Here is a 23,265-nt window from a genome sequence, read left to right as displayed (position 1 = left end):
GACGTGCGGGGAGAATGACGACAGCATTCGCGCGCCGACGCGCGCAAGGGGGGAGAAGCTGATGGTGCGTCCGATCGGGCCGTCTTCCGAGCACACGCGCAGCGCGATCCTCGACATGGTGCGCTCCAGCGGCACCGTGAGCAGGATCGAGCTCGCAGAGATGTCGGGGCTGACCGCGACGTCGATCACACGGATCGTGAAGTCGCTTATCGAGGACGGGCTCGTGATCGAGACCGGCTTCGGAGATTCGACGGGCGGCAAGCGCCGCAGCCTGCTCGAACTCAACCCGAAGGCGGGGTTCGCTGTCGGGATCTCCCTGGACGAGGGGAGGCTCACCTACGTGGTGGTCGACCTGGGCGGTGACGTCATCGGCCGGGTCGTGACCGCGGGCATCGGCAAGGCGTCGCCCAGCGCCGTTCTCGAGCGCATCGTGGAAGAACTCGAGGAGTTGTTCCGGGAGCTCGAGGTTCCCCGATCCCAAGTGCTCGGCGTCGGCGTCGCCGGTGCGGGCCTTGATCTCGGCGCGGGGTCCCGTCGCCTTTCAACGACGGCCGACGAATGGGACGAGTTCGCCGTTCAGGAGATCCTCGAGGCCCGGCTCGGACTGCCCGTCGTGCGCGACAATGACGCGGCGTGCGCCGCTCTCGGGCAATACTGGGTCGGTCGAATCCCAGCGACGCAGGACTTCTGCACTCTCTACATGTCCAACGGCTTCGGCCTCGGGCTCGTCTCCGGCGGACGCGTCGCGCGTGGCGCGTCGTCCAATGTCGGCGAGATCGGTCACGTGATCATCGACGTCGACGGCCCCGCCTGCTGGTGCGGTGCGAGCGGGTGCTTGGAGATGCTCGCCGCGCCGCGCGCGATAGTGCGCCGCGCGCTGGGCGATCCTGAGCTGACGAAGGAGTTGGAGCTGTCTGGGGAGGACGCTGCGCTGCGGCGCGATTACGACGCGCTGGCGCGAGCGGCCGCATCGGGGGAGGAACGCTCGCTCGCGCTGGTGCGGGAGTCGGCGCGATACGTCGCTGCAGCGGTGCTGTCCACCGTGAACGTTCTCGATCTCGATCGCCTCCATCTCAGCGGGCCCGGCTTCGACGACGCGGGACCCATCTACGCCCAGGCCATCTCCGATCTCGTTTCCCGACACGCGCGTGCGCGCGCGGTGCACGGGGTTGATGTGGTCCTATCCGATCCGGGGTTCGACGCCGCCGCCGTCGGGGCTGCAGCGCTGGCGCTTCAGCATGTGCTGACCCCGCACGCCCGCAACCCCCGTATCGCGCCGATGCGAGCCTCCGCCTAACCGATCCGCGTCGCGACAGGCCCGAGGCGTGTCCTCACTTCGTACCTAAATGTCAATAAGTAGATCTGCGGCGATCACGCCGCGAAGCGGGGGAACCCGCGCCAACCAGAGAGGAATGGCACAGTGGCCATCCGTTCCGTGCTCATCAATGTGACCGACGTCCAGCGCTCGGTCGACTTCTATACGCGCTTCCTCGATGTCGAGGTCCTTTCCCAGGACGACGACGGGGCCGTGCTCGATGCCGTCGTCGGCGTGATTCGCCTCGTGAAGGTGTCTGGCGAGACGGTCTCGACGTGGGACAGTGATGATCTGCAGGCCGGCTTCCGCCATGTCGGATTCAAGGTCTCCGACCTCGATGCCCGCGTGGAGAGCCTCAAGACGGCGGGCGTGCCGTTCCACCTCGACCCGATCGAGGCGGAGGGAGGGGTGCGCATCACGTTCTTCTTCGATCCGGACGGCACACTGCTCGAGCTCGTCGAGCGCGCGCTCCAGTACCACGAGGTCTACGATCGCGAGCTCGTAGACGCAGACTGGGCGCTCGGCGACCCGGAGCGGCCGCGCTTCGATCATGTGGCGGAGACCGTCGAGGACATCGACGCCACCATCGCGTACTTCGCGCAACTCGGCTACGCGCGGATGTCGGGCATCCACCAGGCATGGGATCCGCGCGGATACGAGATCGACTTCCTGCGCGACGGGGACAGCTCACTTGAGATCTTCACGTACGCGAAGGCGGACAAGACCCATCGCGTGCCGCAGCTGGACGCCCCCGGGTTCCTCGCCGTCGAGTTCGACGGCGCGATCCCCGTCGATGCGACTCCCGTCGGCGATACAGCGGGTGTGACCCTGGTCGCCGATCCCGACGGTCTCGTCCACACGGCGACAGAGGACTGAGCGTGCGCTGGGACCTCCGTCCCCTGGGGGCGACCGGGTTGCGGGTGAGCCCGGTCACGCTCGGAGGAGCGCCGCTCGGCAGTATGCCCGAGAACTTCGGGTACGAGGTCGCCGAGCGCGACGCCATCGATCTGGTGCGGGCCGTGCTCGACAGCGGCATCCGCACGATCGACACCGCGAACGGGTACTCGGGTGGACGCAGCGAGATGCGGATCGGAAAGGCGATCGCCGAGCACGGCGGTCTGCCCGACGACGCGCTGGTGATCACGAAGACCGACGCGCAGGGATCCGATTACAGCGGGGAGCGGGTGCGGCGTTCTCTGGCGGAGAGTCGCGAGCGCCTCGGGCTGGAACGACTGCCGGTAGTGCACCTCCACGATCCGGAGTTCCACGACTTCGGTGCGATTGCAGGACCCGGGGGCGCTGTCGAAGCGCTCGTCGCCGCGCGCGAAAGCGGCGAGATCGGCCACATCGGTCTCGCGGGCGGCGACGTGCGCGTGATGCGTCGATACCTCGACCTCGACGTGTTCGATGTCCTGCTGGTCCACAACCGCTGGACGCTCGTGGATCGCAGTGCGGGGGAACTGATCGAACGCGCCCGTGAGAAGGGCATGGGGATCATAAACGCCGCCGTGCTGGGCGGGGGCATCCTCGCCGACCGGACGGGTCGCAATACCACCTACGGCTACCGCCCGGCGCCCGCGGCGACACTCGAAGCGATCGAGCGCATGCGTGGGATCTGTTCGCGCCACGGCACCGATCTCGGAACCGCCGCGATCCGGTTTTCGACGCGCGATCCGCGGATCGACAGCACGATCGTCGGGATCAGCAAGCGCGAGCGCATCGAAACGACGATCGAGGCGGCCACCACGGCGCTCCCCGACGATTTCTGGGCGGAGCTCGAGCAGGTCGTGCCCGGCCCAGAGAACTGGCTCGACCACAGCCAGCTCGGCTGAGCCGAGCGGCTCACTGACCACCGACGACGGATAGAACACACAGAGAGAGAAGCAGCAGAAGATGCCACTTGTCAGAGTCGACCTTCACAGCCACCTGGCGGAGCTCCGCCCCCAGATCAGCGCGGCGATCCACGCGGGCCTGGTCGAAGGTTGGGACTTTCCCGCCGACGACCTCTTTCAGATCTTCAGCGTGCACGAGCAGGGTGACCTGTTCTACAGCCGCACCTTTCCCGATGCCGACCGGTCCGACATCGTCTTCATCCAGATCCTCGCCTACAACGGATACACGCCCGAGGTGAAGCAGCGGGGCGCGGGCCTGGTCGTCGACCGGCTCGCGGCGCTCGGGATCAAGCGTGACGACATCCTGATCGCGCTTCACGAGAACGGCGACGGCGACTGGCTGTCGCCCGCGAAGGAGGCCTGAGATGCAGCGCACGCATTTTCCGCCGTCGTTCGTCTGGGGATCGGCGACAGCGTCGTACCAGATCGAGGGCGCGGTCGCGGAGGACGGCCGGGGTCCGAGCATCTGGGACACCTTCAGCCACACGCCCGGCCGTGTCGCGAACGGCGACACGGGCGACATCGCTGACGACCACTACCACCTGTACGCGGACGACGTCGCGATCATGGCCGACCTGGGGCTAGACGCCTACCGGTTCTCGATCGCGTGGCCCCGCATCCAGGCGGACGGGAGTGGGCCCGTGAATGCGGCGGGGATCGGGTTCTATCGCCGTCTCGCCGAGCAGCTGCTCGAGCGCGGCATCACGCCATGGGCGACGCTGTACCACTGGGATCTGCCCCAGACCCTCGAAGACCGCGACGGCTGGCTGAACCGCGATACCGCGCTGCGGTTCGCGGAGTACTCCGCGCGCGTCGCGGAGGAGCTCGGCGACATCGTGAAGCACTGGATCACGCTCAACGAGCCGTGGTGCTCGGCGTTCCTCGGCTACGGCAGCGGGCACCACGCCCCGGGGCGTCAGGAGGGCTCGCGTGCTGCGCGCGCCGCGCATCACCTGCTGCTGGGCCACGGCCTCGCGATGCCCGCCTTGCGCGACGCGCTGCCGTCGGATGCGCAGGTCGGCATCACGCTCAACCTGTACTCAGTAAAGCCCGCTAGTGACGCGCCCGCCGACCTCGACGCAGCGCGTCGCATCGACGGCCTCAGCAACCGGCTGTTCCTCGACCCGGTGCTGCGCGGCGCGTATCCGGAGGACGTCGTCGCCGATCTCGGCGAGCAGGCGTGGTTCGCCGGGCAGTCGGAGGACCTGCCGGTGATCGCCGCGCCGATCGACTTCCTCGGCATCAACTACTACAGTCGGCACACCGTGCGCGCGGGCGAGGCGCGCGTGCAGAACGACCGCGGCGAGGCGAGCGCCTACCCCGGCAGCGAGTCAATCGAGTTCGTCGACACGGGCGCGCCGCGCACGTTTGCGGGGTGGCCCATCCATCCGGATGGCATGGTGGACGTGCTTGAGCAGGCGCACGCGATCGCGCCGGAGCTGCCGCTGTACATCACGGAGAACGGCTCCACGTACGTCGATACCCTGGAGCCGGATGGATCGATCAACGACGTCGAGCGCACGGACTATCTGGCGCAGCACGTCGGGGCGTGCCTCGAGGCCGTGGAGAAAGGGCTGCCGCTCGCTGGCTACTTCGTGTGGTCGCTGATCGACAACTTCGAGTGGGCATGGGGGTACTCACGCCGCTTCGGCATCGTGCACGTCGACTTCGAGTCGCAGAAGCGCACGCCGAAGCGCAGCGCCCGCTGGTTGAAGGACTTCCTCGCGGGAGAGGACGCCCCGGCGTGAGGTGACGCTGCGCAGAGCGAAGGGGGCAAGATCGATCGGGTTCGATCTGGCCCCCTTCGTGCGCGCGGCCGGCACGGGCCCGCGCGGCGGACAGCCTGACGAGCACGCCCTCGTAGGCTGGCAGGCGTGTCCGCCACATGGGTCGCCGATGTCCTCGGTGAGGGGTTCGAGGCCCTGACGCTGCCGCTGGGCGCGGATGAGGAGGGCGAGGTCGTCGCCACGGTGGTGCGGCACCTCCCCGCTCCGCGGCGGTTCTGGCAGCGGCCGCGGCTGCTCGAGAACGTCGACGTGCTGTACGTGCACGGCTGGTCGGACTACTTCTTCCAGCGCCGTCTCGCCCGGTTCTGGACGGATCGGGGCGCCCGGTTCTTCGCGCTCGATCTGCGCAAGTACGGCCGCAGCCTGCGGGAGTGGCAGACGCCGGGCTACGTGACCGACCTCGCCACCTACGACGAGGACATCCGGGCGGCTCTCGACGCGCGCGGCGACAGCGACGGGCGCCGGCTCATCCTGCTCGGCCACTCGACGGGTGGCCTCGTGCTGAGCCTGTGGGCGTCGCGGCACCCCGACGAGGTCGCGGCGCTTGTACTCAACAGCCCGTGGCTCGAATTCCAGCTGAGCGCCGTGGCCCGCACCGCCTTGTCGCCCATGGTCGAACTGCGCGCGCGGTGGCGTCCGCTGGACAAGATCCGGATCACCGACCACGGCTTCTACTCGCGGGCGGTGGAGGAGGCGGCCGACCCCGACGATCCCGTGTCGATCGACGCGGACTGGCGCCCCGCGTCCGGCTTCCCTGTCTATGCGGGCTGGCTCGACGCCATCCTGGGCGGCCACAATGCCGTGGCGAAGGGCCTCGGCATCACGGCGCCCGTGTGCGTCATGCTGTCGGCGCGCAGCACGCTGCCGGTCCGCTGGAGCGACGACCTCACCCGGTCCGACACCGTGCTGTATGTGGAGGACGTGGCGCGGGCGTCGCTGCGGCTCGGTCGGACGGTGACGGTCGAACGCCTCGACGGGGCGCTGCACGACGTGTTCCTGTCGCACCCCGCGGTGCGTCGCGACGCGTATGCCCGCCTGGATCGCTGGATCCGCGGCTTCGCGGCGTCCTCGGACTGAGCCGCTGTCCTCAGAGGCCGAACTGCTCGCGGACGAGACGCTCGGCGGCGACCTTGTCGCGCGCGCGGATGGCCTCGCGCAGCCGGCGGTAGTTCTCGCGCAGCTCGTCGTCGGAGACGACGGGACCCACGTGGGTCAGGTTGCGCTCGAGGGCGAGGTCGAGATCCTCGAGGTGCTGCTTGTAGACGTTCTCGGCGGTCAGCGAGGCGATGTACCGCGAGAAGGCGATGCGGGCGGCGATCGAGGCCGCGGCGTCGCCGAGGGCGCCGTCCATCGCATCGAGCAGCTCGACGGCGTGGTCGGCCTGCTCGTCGGTCATGCTCGGCAGCGTGGCGTAGATCTCGATGCCGCACTTGTAGCCGGCGTAGGCGAGCGAGGCGCGGACGAGCTCGTCGGTGACGACCGTCACCCGCGTGTAGCGGCTGGGCATCATCTCGACCAGGCCGATGCGCTCCAGGCGCTGCAGCGCCTCGCGGATCGGCATGCGCGACACGTTCAGCTTCTCGGCGAGCTCGGCATCGCGGATGCGCGAACCCTGCTCGAGGGTTCCATCGATGATCGCGGCACCCAGGTACTGGAAGACCGAGTCCGCCAGCAGCTGCTTGCCCTTGTCGATCGGCGTCAGGCCGCTCATTCAACTCCTGCCATGGCTGTGGGATCGCGCGGCTGAGGAGGGGAGCGTGCTGCACACGCCAACCGCGCCCGCAGCGATCAGATCCTCGTCATTCTACGCGAGCAGAGGCAGGCCCAGCAGGGTGCAGCCCGGCGTCGTGCCGCTCAGTGGCGCTCGTACGCGGGGCCATCCCGGCCGGGCTTCGCCGGTGGGATCAGCGGTAGTTGATGAACTGCAGATCGATGTCGAGATCGGCGGCCTTGAGGAGGCGGATGACCTCCTGCAGGTCGTCGCGGCTCTTGCTCGACACGCGCAGCTCGTCGCCCTGGATCTGCGACTTGACGCCCTTCGGGGCCTCGTCGCGGATGATCTTGCCGATCTTCTTCGCGTTCTCCTGCGAGATGCCGTCCTTGAGGCTGGAGACGAGCTTGAACTCCTTGCCGCTCGGGGTCGGCTCGCCCGACTCGAGGCTCTTCAGCGAGATGCCGCGCTTGATGAGCTTCGACTGGAACACGTCGAGCACCGCCTTGGCGCGCTCCTCGCTGTTGGCGGTGATCAGGATCTGCTCGCCGCTCCAGGCGATCGACGCATCCGTTCCCTTGAAGTCGTAGCGCTGCTCGACCTCCTTGCGGGCCTGGTTGAGGGCGTTGTCCGCCTCCTGCTTGTCGACCTTGGACACGATGTCGAAAGAACTGTCAGCCATGGCGCCAGCCTACTTGCGTCGCGTCGCCCAGCCGAGGCCCCACGTCGTCAGGGATTCGTAGACTCGTCAGGGATCCGCGCGACGGCGGATCCGGCAGACATCCGGGAGGTTTGCATGCGCGCGCTCACCGAGGCGGAGATCCGCGAGTCGTTCGTCAACGCCGAGCGGACCGACGCGTCCGCGATCGCCCTTCCCCACGACTTCCTGCTCACGGAGTGGGATCACCTCGACTTCCTCGCCTGGCGCGACCCCCGCACGCGCAGCCGCGGCTACATCGTGGCCGAGATCGACGGTGAACTCGCGGGCGTCGTGCTGCGCGCGGCCGACGGGGCGTCGAACGCGCGCTCGGCGTTCTGCAACATCTGCCGCACGATGCAGCCGGGCAACCAGGTGGCGCTGTTCACCGCGCGGAAGGCGGGAAGCGCGGGGGAGCACGGCGACAGCGTCGGCACCTACATCTGCGCCGATCTGTCGTGCCACGAGAACGTGCGCCTGGCCCTGCCGCTCGCCCCCAACGAGTACCGCACGAGCGTCGACATGAAGATCGACGGAACCAAGCGCCGCACGCGCGATTTCGTCGAGCGGGTGCTGGCGAAGGCCGCCTGACACCGACGCAGGATCGCGCCGCGCCCGGGGCGAGGGGCTGGATTTCAGTGCACGGCAAGGTGCAGGTAACATTGACACGCGTCTCCGGTCGGCTGGATAAGTCGGTCGGGTACGCCTGGCAAGTTGCCCGAGCGGCCAAAGGGAGCTGACTGTAAATCAGCCGCGTCATGCTTCGGGGGTTCGAATCCCTCACTTGCCACACCGATCGAAGCCCCCAGGGAGACCTGGGGGTTTCGTCGTTCCCGGCACCGGGCTGTCCACCGTCCTGTCGGCGCGCGCTCGCCCCGTGCCAGGATGATCCCGCAGGGCCGCTGGTCCGCATCGAGAAGGGGGATCTCCATGTCGACACCGAACGGTGCGCCGTACGAGCCGGCGCCGCAGCAGCAGGCGCCGCATCAGGCACCCGCTCAGGGCACCGCGCCCGCCGCCGAGCCCGGACGCCCGCAGGTGCCCGGCATGCCGAAGGTGCTGCGCGGCGCGATCTGGATCGCGATCGGCGCGCTGATCGCGGCGGCCATCGTCTGCGTCGTGTGGGTGCTGATCGGCCCGCAGGGCAACGAGCTCGTCGGGCGCGCGTTCCTCACCATCGTGCTCCTCGCCACCATCGTGCTCCTCGCCGGATTCTCGGCCTGCGTGCTGCTTGAGGCGAGCCTCGCCGAGCGGCGGCCCCCGTGGCTCGTGCTCGCCAGCATGGTCGGCTGGGTGCTCGTGCTGCTCGTCGGCGCCGTGAAGATCTGGGCGCCTTTCGAGGTGGTCGAAACCGACTTCGGCGACACCTACACCGACGAGAACGTCGCCGAGCGCATCTGGCATCTCCTGCTCGCGATCGGTCTCGTGCAGCTCGCGGTGTGGACGCAGCACTTCCTGTGGAAGGCGCACCAGCGCCACGTCACCACGTTCACCCGAGCCATCACGATCGCCACGACCGCGCTCACCGGCGCTCTGGTGCTGATGCTCCTCTTCTTCCTCGCCTTCGCCGACACGTTCGACTTCCACGAGTTCTACTGGCGGGTGGTGGTCGCCCTCGCGATCCTCGCCGTCGTGGGCACGCTGATGATCCCGCTGCTGAACGCCCTGTTCGCTCCGAAGAAGCCGCGCCCCGCCCCGTACGCCGCGGCACCGGGCTACGGCGTGCCGCAGGCGGCGCCGCAGCTTCAGCAGTGGCCGACCTACGCCGACGGTCGCACGCCGCTTCCGGTGATGCCCGACGGTTCCCCCGACTGGAACGCCTACTACACGGGTGTCCCCACGGTGTTCCAGACGCCCACCTCGGCTCCGCAGTCGCCCATGCAGCAGCAGCCGCCCGCGCAGCAGGCTCCGGCGCCCGTGCCGCCGGTGCCTCAGGCGCCGCAGCCCCCGGTCCCGCCGGTCCCGCCGTACCCGGGTGACCGGGGCGGGCATATGCCGCCGCGCTGAGCGCCCGCACGGAGGGCCGTCATCCGGCCCCGATACCGTGAAGGCATGACCTCGCCGCTCGAACTCCAGGAGATCGCCCGCGCCATCGCCGAGGAGGCGGGCGAGCTCGCCCACCGCCGACGCGTCGCGGGGGTCGCGATCGCGGCCTCGAAGTCGACGCTCGCCGATATCGTCACCGAGGCCGACCGCGAGGTCGAGGCCCTCATCCGCAGCCGCCTCGCGGCGGCGCGGCCCGAGGACGGGTTCCTCGGCGAGGAGTCGGGAGACGCGGAGGGCACGAGCGGCATCACCTGGGTGGTCGATCCGATCGACGGCACCGTCAACTACGCGTTCGGGATCCCGTCCTGGGCCGTCTCGATCGCCGCGGTGAGCGGCTCGGTCGACCCGGGGGAGTGGCGCGCGCTCGCCGGCGTCGTTCACGCTCCCACCCTCGGCGAGACGTTCCGCGCGGCGGAGGGCGAGGGGGCCTGGCTGGGCGACATCCGGCTGCAGGTGAACACGGACGCGCCGGCGGGAGCGCTGCTCGGAACCGGGCTCGGCTACGACCCGCGCACTCACACCGGCGACCTCGAGACGCTGCGGCGTGCAATGCCGCTCGCGCGCGACATCCGCCGGATCGGCGCCGCGTCGCTCGACCTCGCGTTCGTCGCGGCGGGGCGCCTCGACGGGTACTTCGAGCGCGGACTGCGACCGTGGGACATCGCCGCGGGGCGGCTGCTGGTCGACGAGGCGGGCGGGCGCACCGGCTGGTTCGCGCCCGACGAGTTCGGCCGGCACCTGGCGATCACCGGCGGGCCAGAACTCTATGAGCGTCTGCGCGAACGGATCCTCGGATGACGCCCGATCGGTCGTCCACAGCGGGCTGCCGACTCCGGTCCCGCCCACAGGGAGTGCCGCACATGGCGTTTTCAGTCGCAACCGGTTAGTGTTTACCCAATCGTTACTCTGTCACCCGAGACGGACGACGATGAACCCGTGCCCCTCGCCGACCCTCCCCAAAGTGCCTCGGCGCACCAACCCGAAAGTCTCTCTGTGCCCTTCGACGTCCCCCCGTCTGAGTCCGCGCCCACGCGCCGCTCACGTCGCGTCGCAGCGCCGCGCCCGGAAGTCGAGGCGCCGCTGTCGCGCCGTGAGCTCCGCGCCCGCGCACCGCACACCGCGATGAACGCCTCGGAGCCCCTGCCCGAGATGCTCGCCGAGGTCGCGCCCCTCACTCGCCGGTCCTCGCGCGTGCGCTCCGCCGCGGCCGTGCCTGCGGTCCCCGTGCCGAGCGAGCCCGTGCTGCACCTGCCGTTCCTCTCGACTGAGGAACCCGCCGCCGCGAAGCCCGCCATCGCCGACGAGCCGACGGTCACGCAGTCCGCCGTGGAGCAGCCCGCGGCCGAGGCGTCGCGCGTCGCCGAGGAGCCTGTGGCCGAGGTCATCGAGGCCGCCACGGCCGAAGAGCCGGCGGACGAGCCCGTCGATCTCTTCATCGAGGCGGCACGTGCCCTGAACTTCACGGGCGAGACCCCGATCGCGTCGGATGAGCCGCGCCCGGCTCCGCAGACGAAGGCCCGCCCCGCGCACCGCGGCCGGCCCGCCACCGTCCGCCGCGTCGCCACGCTCACGGCCTCGATCAGCGCCTTCGGCGTCGTCGGACTTCTCGCCGTGGGGATGACCACTCCGTTCTCCGCGCTCGCGCCCACGAAGAGCGCCTCGGCCGCTGCAGGCGTCTCGATCGCCGCCGCCGACGAGACGGAGCAGGAGATCCAGGCCTTCGTCGCCCCCGCCGAGGTGAAGAACGCAGAGGTGCAGAGCTCGGCCGGTTACGAGACCGCCACGTTCGCCGAGCTCGCCGAGGTCACCGGCATCAACACGGCGAACGCCTTCTACGTGAACGACCCGACGGCCGACATCCAGTGGCCAATCGCCCTGGGCACGAGCAAGTCGTACTCGTTCGGGCAGCGCTGGGGTCGCCTCCACGAGGGAATCGACTTCACGCCCGGCAACGGGGCGCCCGTGCAGGCGATCGCCGACGGCACGGTGCGCATCGCCACCGAGTCGGGCGGCGCCTACGGCGTGAACGTCTACATCGACCACGTCATCGACGGCGAGATGATCACGAGCCACTACGCGCACATGCAGTACGGTTCGCTGCGCGTCAGTCAGGGCCAGCAGGTTGAGGTCGGCGACGTGATCGGCCTCGTCGGCAACACGGGCCGCTCGTTCGGCGCCCACCTCCACTTCGAGCTGCGCCTGCCGAACAATCAGGCGATCGACCCGATGCCGTGGCTCGAGCAGTACGCCGGAACGCACTACCCGAAGACCGACGCGGCCGAGGAAGAGGTGGCGAGCGCCTCCGACGAGTGAGACGCGCGCGGGCGGGGACTCGTTTCGAGTCCTGGCCCTGAGGATGATATCCTCGTGTGGTTGCCCCGGCGCGGGCAGCACGCCCCGATAGCTCAGTGGCAGAGCACTTCCATGGTAAGGAAGGGGTCGTCAGTTCAATCCTGACTCGGGGCTCTCGACATCTTGCGACCGAGATGCGAATGGCAGGGTAGCTCAGTTGGTGAGAGCGCACGACTCATAATCGTGAGGTCGCGGGTTCAAGCCCCGCTCCTGCTACAGATCAACACCTCCGAAACCTGATTCGATCAGGGATTTCGGAGGTGTTGTCGTTTCTGCGGCATCGTACTGAATCCCGGGACATCGCGGGACGGTGCACGATAGCCTTGGGCGGACGTGCCGGCAAGGGCGCGCACGGATTCTCACCCGAGGAGAACGATGACTGCACTCGACGCTTCCCTGAGCGGCGACTGGCTGTTCGACCCCGATCACACCCGGATCGGGTTCTCGGCCCGCCACGCGATGGTCACGAAGGTGCGCGGCGCCTTCAACGACGTGGACGGCCGCATCCACCTGGATGTCGACAACCCCGAGGAGTCGTGGGTCGAGGTGCGCGTGCAGACCGCCAGCATCGACACCCGCAGCAAGCAGCGCGACGAGCACCTGCGCAGCGCCGACTTCTTCGACGTCGAGACCTACCCCGAGATCGTGTTCCGCAGCACCGCGATCGACGAGGTCGACGAGAACGCGCTCAACGTGATCGGCGACCTGACGATCCGCGACGTCACGCGCCAGGTCACGATCCCGCTGGCGTTCACGGGCGTGGAGCGCGACCCGTTCGGCAAGCTGCGCGCCGGCTTCGAGGGCACCCGACGCCTCGACCGCCGCGACTTCGGCCTCGAGTGGAACGCGGCGCTCGACACTGGTGGCGTGCTCGTGTCGGAGAAGATCACGCTCGAGTTCGAGATCTCGGCCGTGAAGGACGAGGGCCCCGCGGAGGGCTGAGGCCACCCGGACTGTGGTTGCACGTCCGGCCTCTCGCGGCAACCCCATCCACATCGGGACATCGCACGCATAGCGTGCCGGCATGAGCACCGAACACGAGGACCTCCCGGACCACCACGGATCAGACGGCGGCGCGCAGGGCGAGGCCGCGAACCTCGACCACGAGGACGCCGATCGTCTCGCCACCGAGCACGGCGAGACGGACTTCGCCGGGTTCACGGATCCGGATGCCGACGCCGACGCCGATCAGGGAGACGACCGCGCGCGGCCGCATCCGTCCTGATCCGGTCGGCCCCACCGCTCAGCGGCGGCCGATCGTCCTCCGCAGGAGCGAGACGACGCTCCAGGCGGCGAGCACCCACGGCCCGGCCACGATGATCGGATCCAGCCAGTGGTGCTTCACGTCCGCCCGCCGGGTGCCGAAGCGCGAGGCGACACCGTGGCGGCGCCCCTCGCTCAGGATGCCCGTCTGCGTGATCGGGTTGTCGGGCCGTCCCTTCGCCACCGACAGCAGGTGACTCTCGACGGCGTCGACGCGGTCGCCGACGATCAGCAGCAGCCAGTGCGCGGCGCGGCCCTCGCTGAACCGGGCGTACGCGAAGCGCCGGATCGCCCCAGAGAGCCCGTGCAGGGGAGCGGCGGTCCCGAACACCGGCGTGAGCCGCGCATGCTCGATCGACCTCTCCCGCGGCGTGCGCTCGGGCTGCTGCTCGGGCAGCTCCCAGTGCGCGCCGGTCTCTCCGGGCGCGAACCGCTGCTTCGGGTACGACGGCCGGTCGGCCGGGTCGGCGTCGACGCCCCAGCCGGGGATGCGCGCGCGCAGCTCGTCGGGAGACCAGTGCCTCGGGTCCTCAGCGGTGTACGGCATGTCGTTCTCCTTCCTCGCTCGTCTCAGGCGGCGCTCGGCACGATCACGGGCTTGATGCAGCCATCGAGCTTCGCCGAGAACATGTGGTACCCCTCGGCGATGTCCTCGAGCGGCAGCCGGTGGGTGATGATCTCGCTCGGCGTGATGTAGCCGTTGCGGATGTGCTCGAGCAGCCGCGGCCACTGCCGCTTGACGGGGCACTGGTTCATCCGCAGCGTGAGGCCCTTGTTCATCGCGTCGCCGAACTTCACGGCCGAGAACAGTGGGCCGTACGCCCCCATGACCGAGACGTTGCCGCCCTTCCGCACGGAATCGATCGCCCAGTTCAGCGCCACGGGCGAGCCGCCCTGCAGCTTGAACTTCGCCGCGGTGATGTGCTGGGTGAGGTTGCCGTCGGCCTCCGCCCCGACCGCATCGATCGCGACATCCGCCCCGAGATGATCCGTCGCCTTCTTCAGCGCGACCACGATGTCGTCGTGCTCACCGAAGTGCAGCGTCTCGGCGTGCGCGAACTCGCGCGCCTTGGCGAGGCGGTTCTCCAGGTGGTCGACGACGATCACCCGGCCGGCGCCCATGAGCCACGACGACTTCGCCGCGAAGAGCCCGATGGGGCCGGCGCCGAACACCACGACCGTGTCTCCCTCGGCGATGTCGCCGAGCTGCGCGCCGAAGTATCCCGTCGGCAGGGCATCGGTGAGCATCAGCGCGTCGTCGTCGTCGAGCCACTCGGGGATGACGCTCGGGCCGACATCCGCGAACGGCACGCGCACGTACTCGGCCTGCCCGCCGTCGTAGCCGCCGCACGTGTGCGAGTAGCCGTAGATCCCGCCGATCGCCGTGGCGTTCGGGTTCACGTTGTGGCAGTTCGAGTACAGGCCGCGGGCGCAGAACCAGCACGAGCCGCAGTACACGTTGAACGGCACCATCACGCGGTCGCCCACCTGCAGGTTCTCGACGGACGGGCCCACCTCCTCGACGACCCCGATGAACTCGTGCCCGAACGTGGTGCCGACCCGGGTGTCGGGCATCATGCCGTGGTACAGGTGAAGATCCGAGCCGCAGATCGCGGCGCGCGTGACGCGCACGATCGCGTCGTTCGGATGCTCGATCGGGGGGATGTCCTTCTCCTCCACCCGCACCTTGTACGGGCCGCGGTACACCATCGCCTTCATCGCGCCTCCTGTCTCGCTCGTATTGGTCCACTGTCCGGCGGGCGAATCATCCGCTCAAGGCTCTTGCCCTCCGGGAGACGATGTGCGATGAACGGGACCGTCACATCCGCCCGGTAGGGTGGCACGGTGATCGATGCCCTCCGCTCCCGCGGACCCCGTGCCCTGCTGACCTACGCGGGCATCGGCCTCCTCACCGGGTTCCTGTCCGGACTGTTCGGCGTCGGCGGCGGAACGGTGATCGTCCCTCTGCTCGTGATGCTGGCGGCCTTCGGGCAGCGCCTCGCCTCCGGAACCTCCTCGGCCGCGATCATGCCCATCGCCGCGGTGGGAGTCATCACCTACGCCGTGCACGGCGACGTCGACTGGATCGCCGCCCTGCTGCTCGCCGCGGGTGCGGTGGTGGGCGCCCAGCTCGGCACCCGCCTGCTGAACCGCCTGTCCGAGCCGCTGCTGCGGTGGATCTTCGTCGGCTTCCTGATCGTGGTGATGGTCAGCCTGTTCTTCGTCATCCCCTCGCGCGACGCCGAGCTGCACCTCACCTTCTGGTCGGGCGCGGCCCTCGTCCTGACCGGCCTGGTGACGGGCGTGATGTCGGGCCTCATCGGCGTCGGCGGCGGGATCGTCGTCGTGCCGGTGCTCATCCTGCTGTTCGGGGCGAGCGACCTGATCGCCAAGGGCACCTCGCTGCTCATGATGATCCCGACCACGATCTCCGGCACGATCGGGAACATCCGTCACAAGAACGTCGATCTCGTGGCCGGGCTCGGGATCGGCGTCGCCGCCTGCGTCACCACCCCGCTGGGCGCCCTGACGGCCGGTGCGATCGACCCGCAGCTCGCGAACATCCTGTTCGTCGTGTTCCTCACGCTGATCCTCGTGCAGATGACGCAGCGCGCGATCCGCGCGAGCCGCAAGCCGAAGGACGACTGACCTCCGCCGCCCTCGACGGGCGGCACGCGGCGGGGCAGGATGAGAGCATCCGGCCCGGCCTCAGGAGGATCCGCGATGTCCCGCACACCCGTCACCGTCACGGTCACCGGCGCGGCCGGTCAGATCGGCTACGCGCTGCTGTTCCGCATCGGCGCGGGAGACATGCTCGGGCCGGATGTGCCCGTCCGGCTGCGGCTGCTGGAGATCCCGCAGGCCCTGAAGGCGGCCGAGGGCACCGCCATGGAGCTCGACGACGGCGCGTTCCCGCTGCTGGCGGGCGTCGACATCACGCACGATGCCCGCGTCGCGTTCGACGGGACGAACATCGCGCTGCTGGTGGGCGCGCGGCCGCGGGGGCCGGGGATGGAGCGCGGCGACCTGCTCGAGGCGAACGGCGGCATCTTCGGGCCGCAGGGCGCGGCGATCGAGGCCGCCGCCGCGGACGATGTGCGGGTGCTCGTCGTCGGCAACCCGGCCAACACCAACGCGCTCATCGCGCAGCGGCACGCGCCGAGCGTGCCGGCCGGGCGCTTCACCGCCATGACGCGCCTCGACCACAACCGCGCGCTCAGCCGGGTGGCGGGGCACCTCGGCGTGCCGGTGGCCGACGTGTCGCGCGTCGCCATCTGGGGCAACCACTCGGCCACGCAGTACCCCGACCTGACCCACGCGCTCGTGGCGGGCGAGCCCGCGGCGGCCAGGCTCGACCGCTCCTGGATCGAGGACGACTTCATCCCCGGCGTCGCGAAGCGCGGCGCGGCGATCATCGAGGCGCGCGGGGCCTCGTCGGCCGCCTCCGCCGCCAGCGCGGTGATCGACCACGTGCGGGACTGGACCCTCGGCACGGCGCCGGGCGACTGGACCTCCGCCGCACTGCCGTCCGACGGCTCGTACGGCGTCCCGGAGGGGCTCGTCTGCTCGTTCCCGGTCACGGCCGAGGGCGGCGAGTGGCGGATCGTGCCCGGCCTCGACATCGACGACTTCTCGCGGGCCCGGATCGACGCGTCCGTCGCCGAGCTGATCGAGGAGCGCGATGCCGTCGCCGCCCTCGGCCTGATCTGAGCGATCCTCAGGCGCCGAGGGCGCGCGCGAACGCGCGGACGTGCTCGCCGAGGCGGCGGATGCGCTCGTCGCGCGCGGCCTCGCGGTCGAACCCCTCGTAGGCGAGCGGCGGGAGCTTGCGGACCACCGCCGAGCAGCCGAAGTTCGCGCACACGAGCGTGCCGACGGTGTCGCCCTTGCGGCCGGCGGGCCCCGCCTTGCGTGCGGCGAAGAACTGCACGTCGTTTGTCAGCATGACGTCCTCGCACCACGAGCACTGGGCCCGGGCCGACGTGCGCTGCTCGGCCTGCTGCAGCAGCATGCCGACAAGCCGGCCGTCGAGCTCGACGACCGCGTAGGCGCGGCGCGGGAACTTCGGGTCGGACCAGCCGAGGTAGTCGAGCCGATCCCAGTCGAGGTCGGCGAAGCCGGCGGGCAGGGTGAGGTCGGAGACCTCCTTGCGGCTGGCGTTGACGAAGGAGGCGCGGATGTCGCGCTCGGTGACGGGAAGCATGGATGTGTCCTTGTGAGTGAGGGTGCGGAGCACCCGGATGTCGCCGCGTGCGGCGGGAAGGGGACGGCCGGAGCCGGGCGGCTGGTTCAGCCGAGGAGCGCGCGAGGGTGCGCGTCAGCTCCTGCCGGCGCGGGACGCGCCGACGACCTCCTCCGCCCCGACGGGGCCTCGATCCATCCAGAACACGCGCGACAGCTTACGGGCTCCACCTGGCCATACGCTCGATGCATGGCAGGAGAAGACGCGGCGGTCGAGTGGCACGAGGCGCGCGAGGCGAACCTCGCGAACTGGGAGGAGCGGGTGGCTCTTCACGAGAAGGCGTACGGGCTCGAGGCGTACGACGACCCGACGCACCTGTCCGACGTGGTGCGGCACGACCTCGCCGCGCTCGAGCGCTTCCTTCCGTCCCTGGCGGGCCTCGACGTCTGCCACCTTCAGTGCCACATCGGCACGGACACCCTCTCGCTCGCGCGGGCCGGCGCGACCGTGACGGGCGTCGACTTCTCGCCCGAGGCGCTCGCCGCCGCCGCGCGCCTCTTCGAGCGCCAGGCGGCCGACGCGACGTGGGTGCACAGCGACGTGCTGGAGGCCCGCGCGGCGGTCACCGGGGACTTCGACCTCGTCTACACCAGCATCGGCACGATCTGCTGGCTGGCCGATCTCGATCGCTGGGCCGCGCAAATCGCGGGGCTGCTTCGCGCGGGTGGCCTGTTCTACATCCGCGACGGGCATCCGGCGCTGTACTCGCTCGACGAGAACGCCGAGGGGCTCGAGATCCGATACCGGTACTTCCCGAACGGGCAGGCGCAGCAGTGGGATGAGGAGACCACGTACGCCGGCGACGGCACCCTCGCCAGCACCCGCACCTACGAGTGGCCGCATCCGCTGTCCGAGGTCGTGAACGCGCTCATCGGCGCCGGGCTGCAGATCCTGCGGCTCGACGAGGACACGACCCTGCCGTGGCGCTTCAGCGACCGGATGGTCGAGGTGCCCGGCGGCTACGCGTGGCCCGAGGACGAGCGCGACCGCGTGCCGAGCACGTTCACGGTCGTCGCCCGCAAGCCCGCCTGACCGGCGAGCGACCAGCGCTCGGTCGATAGGATCGGGTGGTGCCAGTGAATCCCGAACTGCTCGGTCGTGAGTTCCCGCCGACGCCGCCGTACCTGGTCGGCCGCGAGAAGGTGCGCGAGTTCGCCCGCGCCGTCTTCGCCGATGCGCCGGAGCACCACGACCCGGAGGCCGCGGCCGCGCTCGGCTACGCCGACGTCGTAGCCCCACCGACATTCGCCATGGTGATCCAGGACCTGACGCTGCAGCAGCTGCTCGCCGAGCCCGACTCGGGCATCGTGCTCGAGCGCACGATCCACGCGAAGCAGAGCTTCCGCTGGACCCGGCCCATCGTCGCCGGCGACGAGGTCACGGGCCGGATGACCGTCACGGGCGTCCGCGCGATGGGCGCGGGGGCGATGGTCACGAGCGAGACAGAGATCCTCGACGCCGAGGGCGGCCACATCGTCACGGCGACGTCCGTGCTGCTGATCGGGGGAGAAGAGTGAGCGAGCTCACCGTCGGCGACGTGATCGCCGAGCGCACCGTCCACCTGACCCGCGAGTCGCTCGTGCGCTACGCGGGAGCGTCGGGCGACTTCAACCCGATCCACTACCGCGACGACGTCGCCGCCCGCGTGGGCCTCGCCGGCGTGCTCGCGCACGGGATGCTCACGATGGGCCTCGCGGTCGCGACGATCGGGGAGTGGCTCGGCGATGCCGGCCGGATCGTCGACTACGCCGTGAACTTCAGCAAGCCCGTCGTCGTCGATGCCGAGACCGGCGCGGATGTGACCGTCTCGGCGAAGGTCGGCCAGGTCGACGACGAGACCGCCCGCATCGACCTCACGGTCACCTTCGACGGCACCAGCGTGCTCGGCAAGGCGCAGGTGCGCGTCCGGAGGGCGTGATGCCCGAGGTCGCCCCGATCCCGCTGCGGGACCTGACGACGCTGCGCGTGGGTGCCGCGCCCGCGCGCATGGTCGACGCGCACACGCGCGACGAACTCGTCGCGGCGCTCCGCGACGTCTGGGAGACGGGCGACGAGCCGTGGTTCGTGCTCGGCGGCGGATCCAACCTGCTCGCCGGAGACGAGCCGTTCCCCGGCACGGTGATCCGGATCCTGACGTCCGGCTTCGAGGAGATCCCGGGTGCGCGGGACGGCTTCGTGCGGCTGCGCGTGGAGGCCGGGCAGAACTGGGACGAGCTGGTCGCGTGGACCGTGTCGCAGGGGCTCGCCGGCATCGAGGCGATGTCGGGCATCCCCGGCACCGCGGGAGCGGCCCCCATCCAGAACGTCGGCGCGTACGGCCAGGAGATCGTGCAGACGCTCGTCGAGGTCGAGCTCATCGACGAGGCCACCGGCGACGTCTCGACGGTGCCGGCCTCCGAGCTGGGCCTCGGGCCTCGAACGTCGGTGCTCAAGCACCACTACGGGTCGGTCGCGCCGCGTTCGGCCGTTGTGCTCTCGCTCACGATCGACCTCGCGCGGGTGGGGCACGAGGCGCGCCCGGTCGCGGATGCGCGCCTGCGGTCGGCCCTCGGGCTGACACCGGATCAGGCGGTGTCCGGATCCTGGATCCGCGAGACCGTGCTCGCCATCCGCGGCAGCAAGGGGATGGTGCTGAACGAGCCGGATCACGACACGCACAGCGCCGGATCCTTCTTCAACAACCCGATCGTCTCCGAGGCGGTCTCCCGCACTCTTCCCGCCGAATGCCCGCGGTGGCCGATGACGCCCACGGTCGACGCGGTGTCGGTCATCCCGCTGTCGCAGTGGGACGGCTACGTCCCGCCGCCGGCGCGGACCGAGACGCAGGTGAAGGTCAGCGCCGCGTGGCTGATCGAGAACTCGGGGCTGCCGAAGGGCTTCTCGCTGCCGCGCTCGCGCGCATCGCTGTCGACGAAGCACACGCTCGCCCTCACGAACCGCGGCGGCGCCACGGCCGGCGAGGTCGGCGAGCTCGCCCGCTTTGTGCAGAGCCGCGTCGCCGCGGAGTTCGGCATCGTGCTGATGCCCGAGCCGGTGCTCGTCGGCGTCGAGCTCTAGCCCATCCCGTCGCTCGCGACGTCCGTCAGCGGCGGCGGCGGATCCGGCGGATCACCGGGATCGGCGAGGTCACGACGGCGTCGACGACCATCGAGCCGTCGGTGGGGCCGATCACGGGGATCGTCGTCGTGGGGGTGACCTCGCGCGGCTCCACCCGCATGGTCGCGAGCTTGCGGTGCGCGCTCACGTAGGACGGGATCAGCAGTGCGACGGCGCCGAGCCAGGCCAGCGGGTTGCTGAGCGCGACCCCCATGAAGCCCATCACGCCGCCGAGCACCACCGCCGCGGCGGTGCGCATCACGAGCTCGACGATGCCCGTCACCGTCGGGATGAGCGTGTGGCCGAGTCCCTGCAGGGCGCCGCGGATCACGAACAGCACGCCGAGCAGCGAGTAGGCGGCGCCGTTGATGATCAGCATCCCGTGCGCGAGCTCGACGACGGCGTCCGCGCCGTCCCCGACGAACAGCCGCACGATGGGCGCGCCGAGGAGGATCATGAACAGGCCAAGCAGCACGGCCGCGGCCACCGCGAGCCAGGTCGCCTGCGAGACGCCGCGACGGATGCGGTCGGGGCGGCGGGCGCCGAGGTTCTGCGCCGCGTACATCGACACGGCGAGGCCCAGCGACTGCAGCAGCGCGATCGCCAGGCTGTCGATGCGCGACGCGGTCGTGTACGCCGCCACCGCCTCGGTGCCGAGCGTGTTGAGCGCGACCTGCACCGTGATCGTGCCGATCGCGATGATCGACGCCTGGAAGCCCATCGGCAGGCCGAGGCGCAGGTGCTCGCGCAGATCATCGCGTGCCGCGCGCCAGTCCTCGCGTCGCACGTGAAGCACCGGCAGGCGGCGCCGCACGTAGTCGAGGCACAGCAGCACCGACACGCTCTGCGCAAGCACCGTCGCCAGCGCCGCACCGGCCACGCCGAAGTCGAGCACGCCGACGAACAGCAGGACGAGCGCGATGTTCAGCACGCACGAGACAGTGAGGAACACCAGCGGCGTGCGCGAGTCGCCGATGGCGCGGATGATCGCCGAGAGGTAGTTGAAGAACATCATCCCGGCGGCGCCCAGGAAGCTGATCTGCGTGAACACGGTCGCCTCGTCCATGAGCTCGGCGGGCGTCTGCATCAGCGCGAGCGCGGGGGCCGCGATGAGCGGGGCACCCACGGTGATGATCACAGTGACGATCGCGGTCAGGATCGTCCCGGCCGCGACCGAGCGGCGCACGGCGGCGTCATCCTGCGCCCCGAACGCCTGCGCGGTGGGGATGGCGAAGCCGCTTGTGAGGCCCCACGCGAATCCGAGCAGCAGGAACAGCAGGCTTCCCGTCGCGCCGACGGCGGCGAGGGAGTCGACACCGAGGTAGCGGCCGACGACGATCGTGTCGGCGATCTGATACGCCTGCTGCACGATGTTTCCCAGCAGCAGCGGCACCGAGTACAGCAGGATGACACGCCACGGGGTGCCCGTGATCAGGGAACGAGCCATGTCTCTCCGATGAGGATGGTACGGCGCACGGCCGCCCGCGGACGCGGACGACCGTGCGGAAGAGTTGTCAGCTGAACAGGCGCTGCAGGCGCTGCACGCCCTCGAGCAGGGCGTCGTCGCCCAGGGCGTACGACAGGCGCAGGTAGCCGCTGGGGCCGAACGCCTCGCCGGGCACGACCGCGACCTCGGCCTCGTCGAGGATGAGGTCGGCGAGCTCCAGCGACGTGGCCGGCGTGCGGCCGGCCCACTCGCGGCCCAGCAGGCCGCGCACGTCGGGGTACACGTAGAACGCACCCAGCGGGTTCGGCACCTCGACGCCGGGGATCTTCGACAGCTCTCCGACGATCAGGCGGCGGCGGCGGTCGAACGCCACGCGCATCTCCTCGGCATCCGTCTGCGAGCCCGTCAGGGCGGCGAGGGCCGCGCGCTGGGCGACGTTGTTGACGTTGCTCGACAGGTGCGACTGCAGGTTCGCCGCGAGCGAGATCGCATCGGCGGGCCCCACCATCCAGCCCACGCGCCATCCGGTCATCGCATAGGTCTTCGCGACGCCGTTGAGCAGGATGGTCTGCTCGGCGAGCTCGGGGACGGCCTCGACGATCGACATGGCGCGGGCGCCCTCGTAGACGAGGTTCTGGTAGATCTCGTCGCTGATCACCCAGATGCCATGGGCGAGCGCCCATTCGCCGATCGCCTTCGTCTCCTCCGGCGTGTAGACGGATCCGGTCGGGTTCGACGGGGATACAAACACCAGCACGGTCGTGCGGTCGGTGCGCGCAGCCTCGAGCTGGTCGACGGTGACCTTGTAGTCCTGGTCGGCGCCCGCGAACACCTCGACGGGAACGCCGTCGGCGAGGCGGATCGCCTCGGGGTAGGTGGTCCAGTACGGCGCGGGCAGCAGCACCTCGTCGCCGGGGTTCACGACCGCCTGGAACGCCTGGTACACCGCCTGCTTGCCGCCGTTGGTGACGACGACGCGCGACGCGGGGACGTCCAGGCCCGAGTCGCGAAGCGTCTTCGCCGCGATCGCCTCGCGCAGCGCGGGGAGGCCGGCGGCCGGGGTGTACCGGAAGTTTCCCGGGTCCTTCAGCGCCTCGGCGGCCGCATCGACGACGAACGCGGGCGTCGCGAAGTCGGGCTCCCCGGCGGCGTACGAGATGACGGCCTTTCCCTCGGCCTTGAGGGCCTTCGCCTTTGCATCCACCTTCAGCGTGGCGGATTCGGCGATAGCGGAGAGCTTGCGGGAGAGGGGGGCGCGGTCGGTCACACGCACGAGCGTAGTAGCTGATGCCCCGTCGCATGAGAGCCGTTACGGTCGCGCGCCCGCCCCCGGCGGCAGGCGTAATGTCGGCAGTGCAGGACGGTCTGCGGCGTCGGCGCCGACGCGATCGCGGACTGAGACAGACGCGAACTCGG

25 protein-coding genes and 3 tRNA genes are annotated in these 23,265 nt (G+C 70.2%); 21 read left to right on the top strand and 7 right to left on the bottom strand.

Going from position 1 to position 23,265, the window contains the following annotated elements; genetic code table 11:
• Window positions 1–61 precede the first annotated feature (61 nt).
• The 6 genes from IR155_RS05945 (at window position 62) to IR155_RS05920 (ending at window position 6,071) form a co-directional block, all read left to right on the top strand.
• Window positions 62–1,297 carry an ROK family transcriptional regulator gene (locus tag IR155_RS05945; RefSeq protein ID WP_135113908.1) on the top strand — a complete coding sequence of 412 codons (1,236 nt, stop codon included), beginning with the start codon at window positions 62–64 and terminating at the stop codon, window positions 1,295–1,297.
• A gap of 123 nt (window positions 1,298–1,420) precedes the next feature.
• The gene (locus IR155_RS05940) at window positions 1,421–2,191 is read left to right on the top strand and encodes a VOC family protein (protein ID WP_135113907.1); all 771 of its coding nucleotides are present in this window, start codon (window positions 1,421–1,423) and stop codon (window positions 2,189–2,191) included.
• 2 nt (window positions 2,192–2,193) lie between these two features.
• Window positions 2,194–3,147 (top strand): aldo/keto reductase, encoded by a 954-nt coding sequence (locus IR155_RS05935; protein ID WP_233441114.1) that lies wholly within the window; start codon window positions 2,194–2,196, stop codon window positions 3,145–3,147.
• A 61-nt stretch (window positions 3,148–3,208) separates the two neighbouring features.
• Entirely contained in the window at window positions 3,209–3,571 is a 363-nt protein-coding gene (locus IR155_RS05930) for a tautomerase family protein (protein ID WP_135113905.1), read from the top strand.
• A gap of 1 nt (window position 3,572) precedes the next feature.
• Window positions 3,573–4,955: a GH1 family beta-glucosidase gene (locus tag IR155_RS05925; protein WP_135113904.1), complete on the top strand. Its 1,383-nt coding sequence runs from the start codon at window positions 3,573–3,575 to the stop codon at window positions 4,953–4,955.
• A 126-nt stretch (window positions 4,956–5,081) separates the two neighbouring features.
• On the top strand, window positions 5,082–6,071 hold the full coding sequence (locus IR155_RS05920) for an alpha/beta hydrolase (protein WP_409366546.1): 990 nt from the start codon (window positions 5,082–5,084) through the stop codon (window positions 6,069–6,071).
• 10 nt (window positions 6,072–6,081) lie between these two features.
• On the opposite strand, the gene IR155_RS05915 is transcribed toward IR155_RS05920, so the two are convergent.
• Complete coding sequence (locus IR155_RS05915; protein WP_135113902.1) at window positions 6,082–6,705, bottom strand: GntR family transcriptional regulator; 624 nt, start codon at window positions 6,703–6,705, stop codon at window positions 6,082–6,084.
• A 193-nt stretch (window positions 6,706–6,898) separates the two neighbouring features.
• Complete coding sequence (locus tag IR155_RS05910) at window positions 6,899–7,387, bottom strand: YajQ family cyclic di-GMP-binding protein (protein ID WP_135113901.1); 489 nt, start codon at window positions 7,385–7,387, stop codon at window positions 6,899–6,901.
• A gap of 114 nt (window positions 7,388–7,501) precedes the next feature.
• Here IR155_RS05910 and IR155_RS05905 point away from each other — a divergent pair, with 114 nt between their 5' ends.
• From IR155_RS05905 to IR155_RS05865, 9 genes are all read left to right on the top strand, one after another.
• Complete coding sequence (locus IR155_RS05905) at window positions 7,502–7,993, top strand: FBP domain-containing protein (protein ID WP_135113900.1); 492 nt, start codon at window positions 7,502–7,504, stop codon at window positions 7,991–7,993.
• A 117-nt stretch (window positions 7,994–8,110) separates the two neighbouring features.
• Window positions 8,111–8,192 (top strand) — tRNA-Tyr (locus IR155_RS05900).
• 140 nt (window positions 8,193–8,332) lie between these two features.
• On the top strand, window positions 8,333–9,409 hold the full coding sequence (locus tag IR155_RS05895) for a hypothetical protein (RefSeq protein WP_135113899.1): 1,077 nt from the start codon (window positions 8,333–8,335) through the stop codon (window positions 9,407–9,409).
• Between the two features lie 45 nt (window positions 9,410–9,454).
• Entirely contained in the window at window positions 9,455–10,246 is a 792-nt protein-coding gene (locus tag IR155_RS05890; protein ID WP_135113898.1) for an inositol monophosphatase family protein, read from the top strand.
• Between the two features lie 324 nt (window positions 10,247–10,570).
• Complete coding sequence (locus tag IR155_RS05885) at window positions 10,571–11,761, top strand: M23 family metallopeptidase (protein ID WP_228066707.1); 1,191 nt, start codon at window positions 10,571–10,573, stop codon at window positions 11,759–11,761.
• An 81-nt stretch (window positions 11,762–11,842) separates the two neighbouring features.
• A tRNA-Thr gene (locus IR155_RS05880) sits at window positions 11,843–11,914 on the top strand.
• A gap of 28 nt (window positions 11,915–11,942) precedes the next feature.
• Window positions 11,943–12,016 (top strand) — tRNA-Met (locus IR155_RS05875).
• A 159-nt stretch (window positions 12,017–12,175) separates the two neighbouring features.
• On the top strand, window positions 12,176–12,742 hold the full coding sequence (locus IR155_RS05870; protein WP_135113896.1) for a YceI family protein: 567 nt from the start codon (window positions 12,176–12,178) through the stop codon (window positions 12,740–12,742).
• 82 nt (window positions 12,743–12,824) lie between these two features.
• Entirely contained in the window at window positions 12,825–13,025 is a 201-nt protein-coding gene (locus IR155_RS05865) for a hypothetical protein (RefSeq protein ID WP_135113895.1), read from the top strand.
• An 18-nt stretch (window positions 13,026–13,043) separates the two neighbouring features.
• Here IR155_RS05865 and IR155_RS05860 read toward each other — a convergent pair whose 3' ends face one another.
• Both IR155_RS05860 and IR155_RS05855 read right to left on the bottom strand, forming a co-directional pair.
• Window positions 13,044–13,610, bottom strand: coding sequence for a hypothetical protein (locus tag IR155_RS05860; RefSeq protein ID WP_135113894.1), 567 nt, complete (start codon window positions 13,608–13,610; stop codon window positions 13,044–13,046).
• A gap of 23 nt (window positions 13,611–13,633) precedes the next feature.
• Complete coding sequence (locus IR155_RS05855) at window positions 13,634–14,782, bottom strand: zinc-dependent alcohol dehydrogenase (RefSeq protein WP_135113893.1); 1,149 nt, start codon at window positions 14,780–14,782, stop codon at window positions 13,634–13,636.
• Window positions 14,783–14,908: 126 nt separating this feature from the next.
• On the opposite strand from IR155_RS05855, the gene IR155_RS05850 reads away from it, so the two are divergent.
• Both IR155_RS05850 and IR155_RS05845 read left to right on the top strand, forming a co-directional pair.
• Complete coding sequence (locus IR155_RS05850; RefSeq protein WP_135113892.1) at window positions 14,909–15,712, top strand: sulfite exporter TauE/SafE family protein; 804 nt, start codon at window positions 14,909–14,911, stop codon at window positions 15,710–15,712.
• Window positions 15,713–15,787: 75 nt separating this feature from the next.
• Window positions 15,788–16,774: a malate dehydrogenase gene (locus IR155_RS05845; RefSeq protein ID WP_135113891.1), complete on the top strand. Its 987-nt coding sequence runs from the start codon at window positions 15,788–15,790 to the stop codon at window positions 16,772–16,774.
• A 7-nt stretch (window positions 16,775–16,781) separates the two neighbouring features.
• Here IR155_RS05845 and IR155_RS05840 read toward each other — a convergent pair whose 3' ends face one another.
• A complete protein-coding gene (locus IR155_RS05840) occupies window positions 16,782–17,267 on the bottom strand; it encodes an FBP domain-containing protein (RefSeq protein ID WP_135113890.1) in 486 nt (161 codons plus the stop codon).
• A gap of 228 nt (window positions 17,268–17,495) precedes the next feature.
• On the opposite strand from IR155_RS05840, the gene IR155_RS05835 reads away from it, so the two are divergent.
• Genes IR155_RS05835 through IR155_RS05820 form a run of 4 tightly spaced genes read left to right on the top strand, consistent with a single transcriptional unit; the run spans window position 17,496 to window position 20,363 of the window.
• Window positions 17,496–18,338, top strand: coding sequence for a class I SAM-dependent methyltransferase (locus IR155_RS05835; protein ID WP_135113889.1), 843 nt, complete (start codon window positions 17,496–17,498; stop codon window positions 18,336–18,338).
• 38 nt (window positions 18,339–18,376) lie between these two features.
• A complete protein-coding gene (locus tag IR155_RS05830; protein WP_135113888.1) occupies window positions 18,377–18,823 on the top strand; it encodes an FAS1-like dehydratase domain-containing protein in 447 nt (148 codons plus the stop codon).
• Complete coding sequence (locus IR155_RS05825) at window positions 18,820–19,224, top strand: MaoC/PaaZ C-terminal domain-containing protein (protein WP_135113887.1); 405 nt, start codon at window positions 18,820–18,822, stop codon at window positions 19,222–19,224. The genes IR155_RS05830 and IR155_RS05825 overlap by 4 nt, the downstream gene beginning before the upstream one ends.
• The gene (locus tag IR155_RS05820; protein WP_135113886.1) at window positions 19,224–20,363 is read left to right on the top strand and encodes a UDP-N-acetylmuramate dehydrogenase; all 1,140 of its coding nucleotides are present in this window, start codon (window positions 19,224–19,226) and stop codon (window positions 20,361–20,363) included. Before IR155_RS05825 ends, IR155_RS05820 begins: the two co-directional genes overlap by 1 nt.
• A 25-nt stretch (window positions 20,364–20,388) precedes the next feature.
• On the opposite strand, the gene IR155_RS05815 is transcribed toward IR155_RS05820, so the two are convergent.
• Entirely contained in the window at window positions 20,389–21,849 is a 1,461-nt protein-coding gene (locus IR155_RS05815; RefSeq protein WP_135113885.1) for an MATE family efflux transporter, read from the bottom strand.
• A 67-nt stretch (window positions 21,850–21,916) separates the two neighbouring features.
• Entirely contained in the window at window positions 21,917–23,116 is a 1,200-nt protein-coding gene (locus IR155_RS05810; protein ID WP_135113884.1) for a pyridoxal phosphate-dependent aminotransferase, read from the bottom strand.
• Window positions 23,117–23,265 lie beyond the last annotated feature (149 nt).

The organism is Microbacterium paludicola, assembly GCF_015235415.1.
Lineage (GTDB): Bacteria > Actinomycetota > Actinomycetes > Actinomycetales > Microbacteriaceae > Microbacterium > Microbacterium paludicola.
Note: the sequence above shows the minus strand (reverse complement) of the source record. Positions and strands in the feature narration are given on the sequence as shown.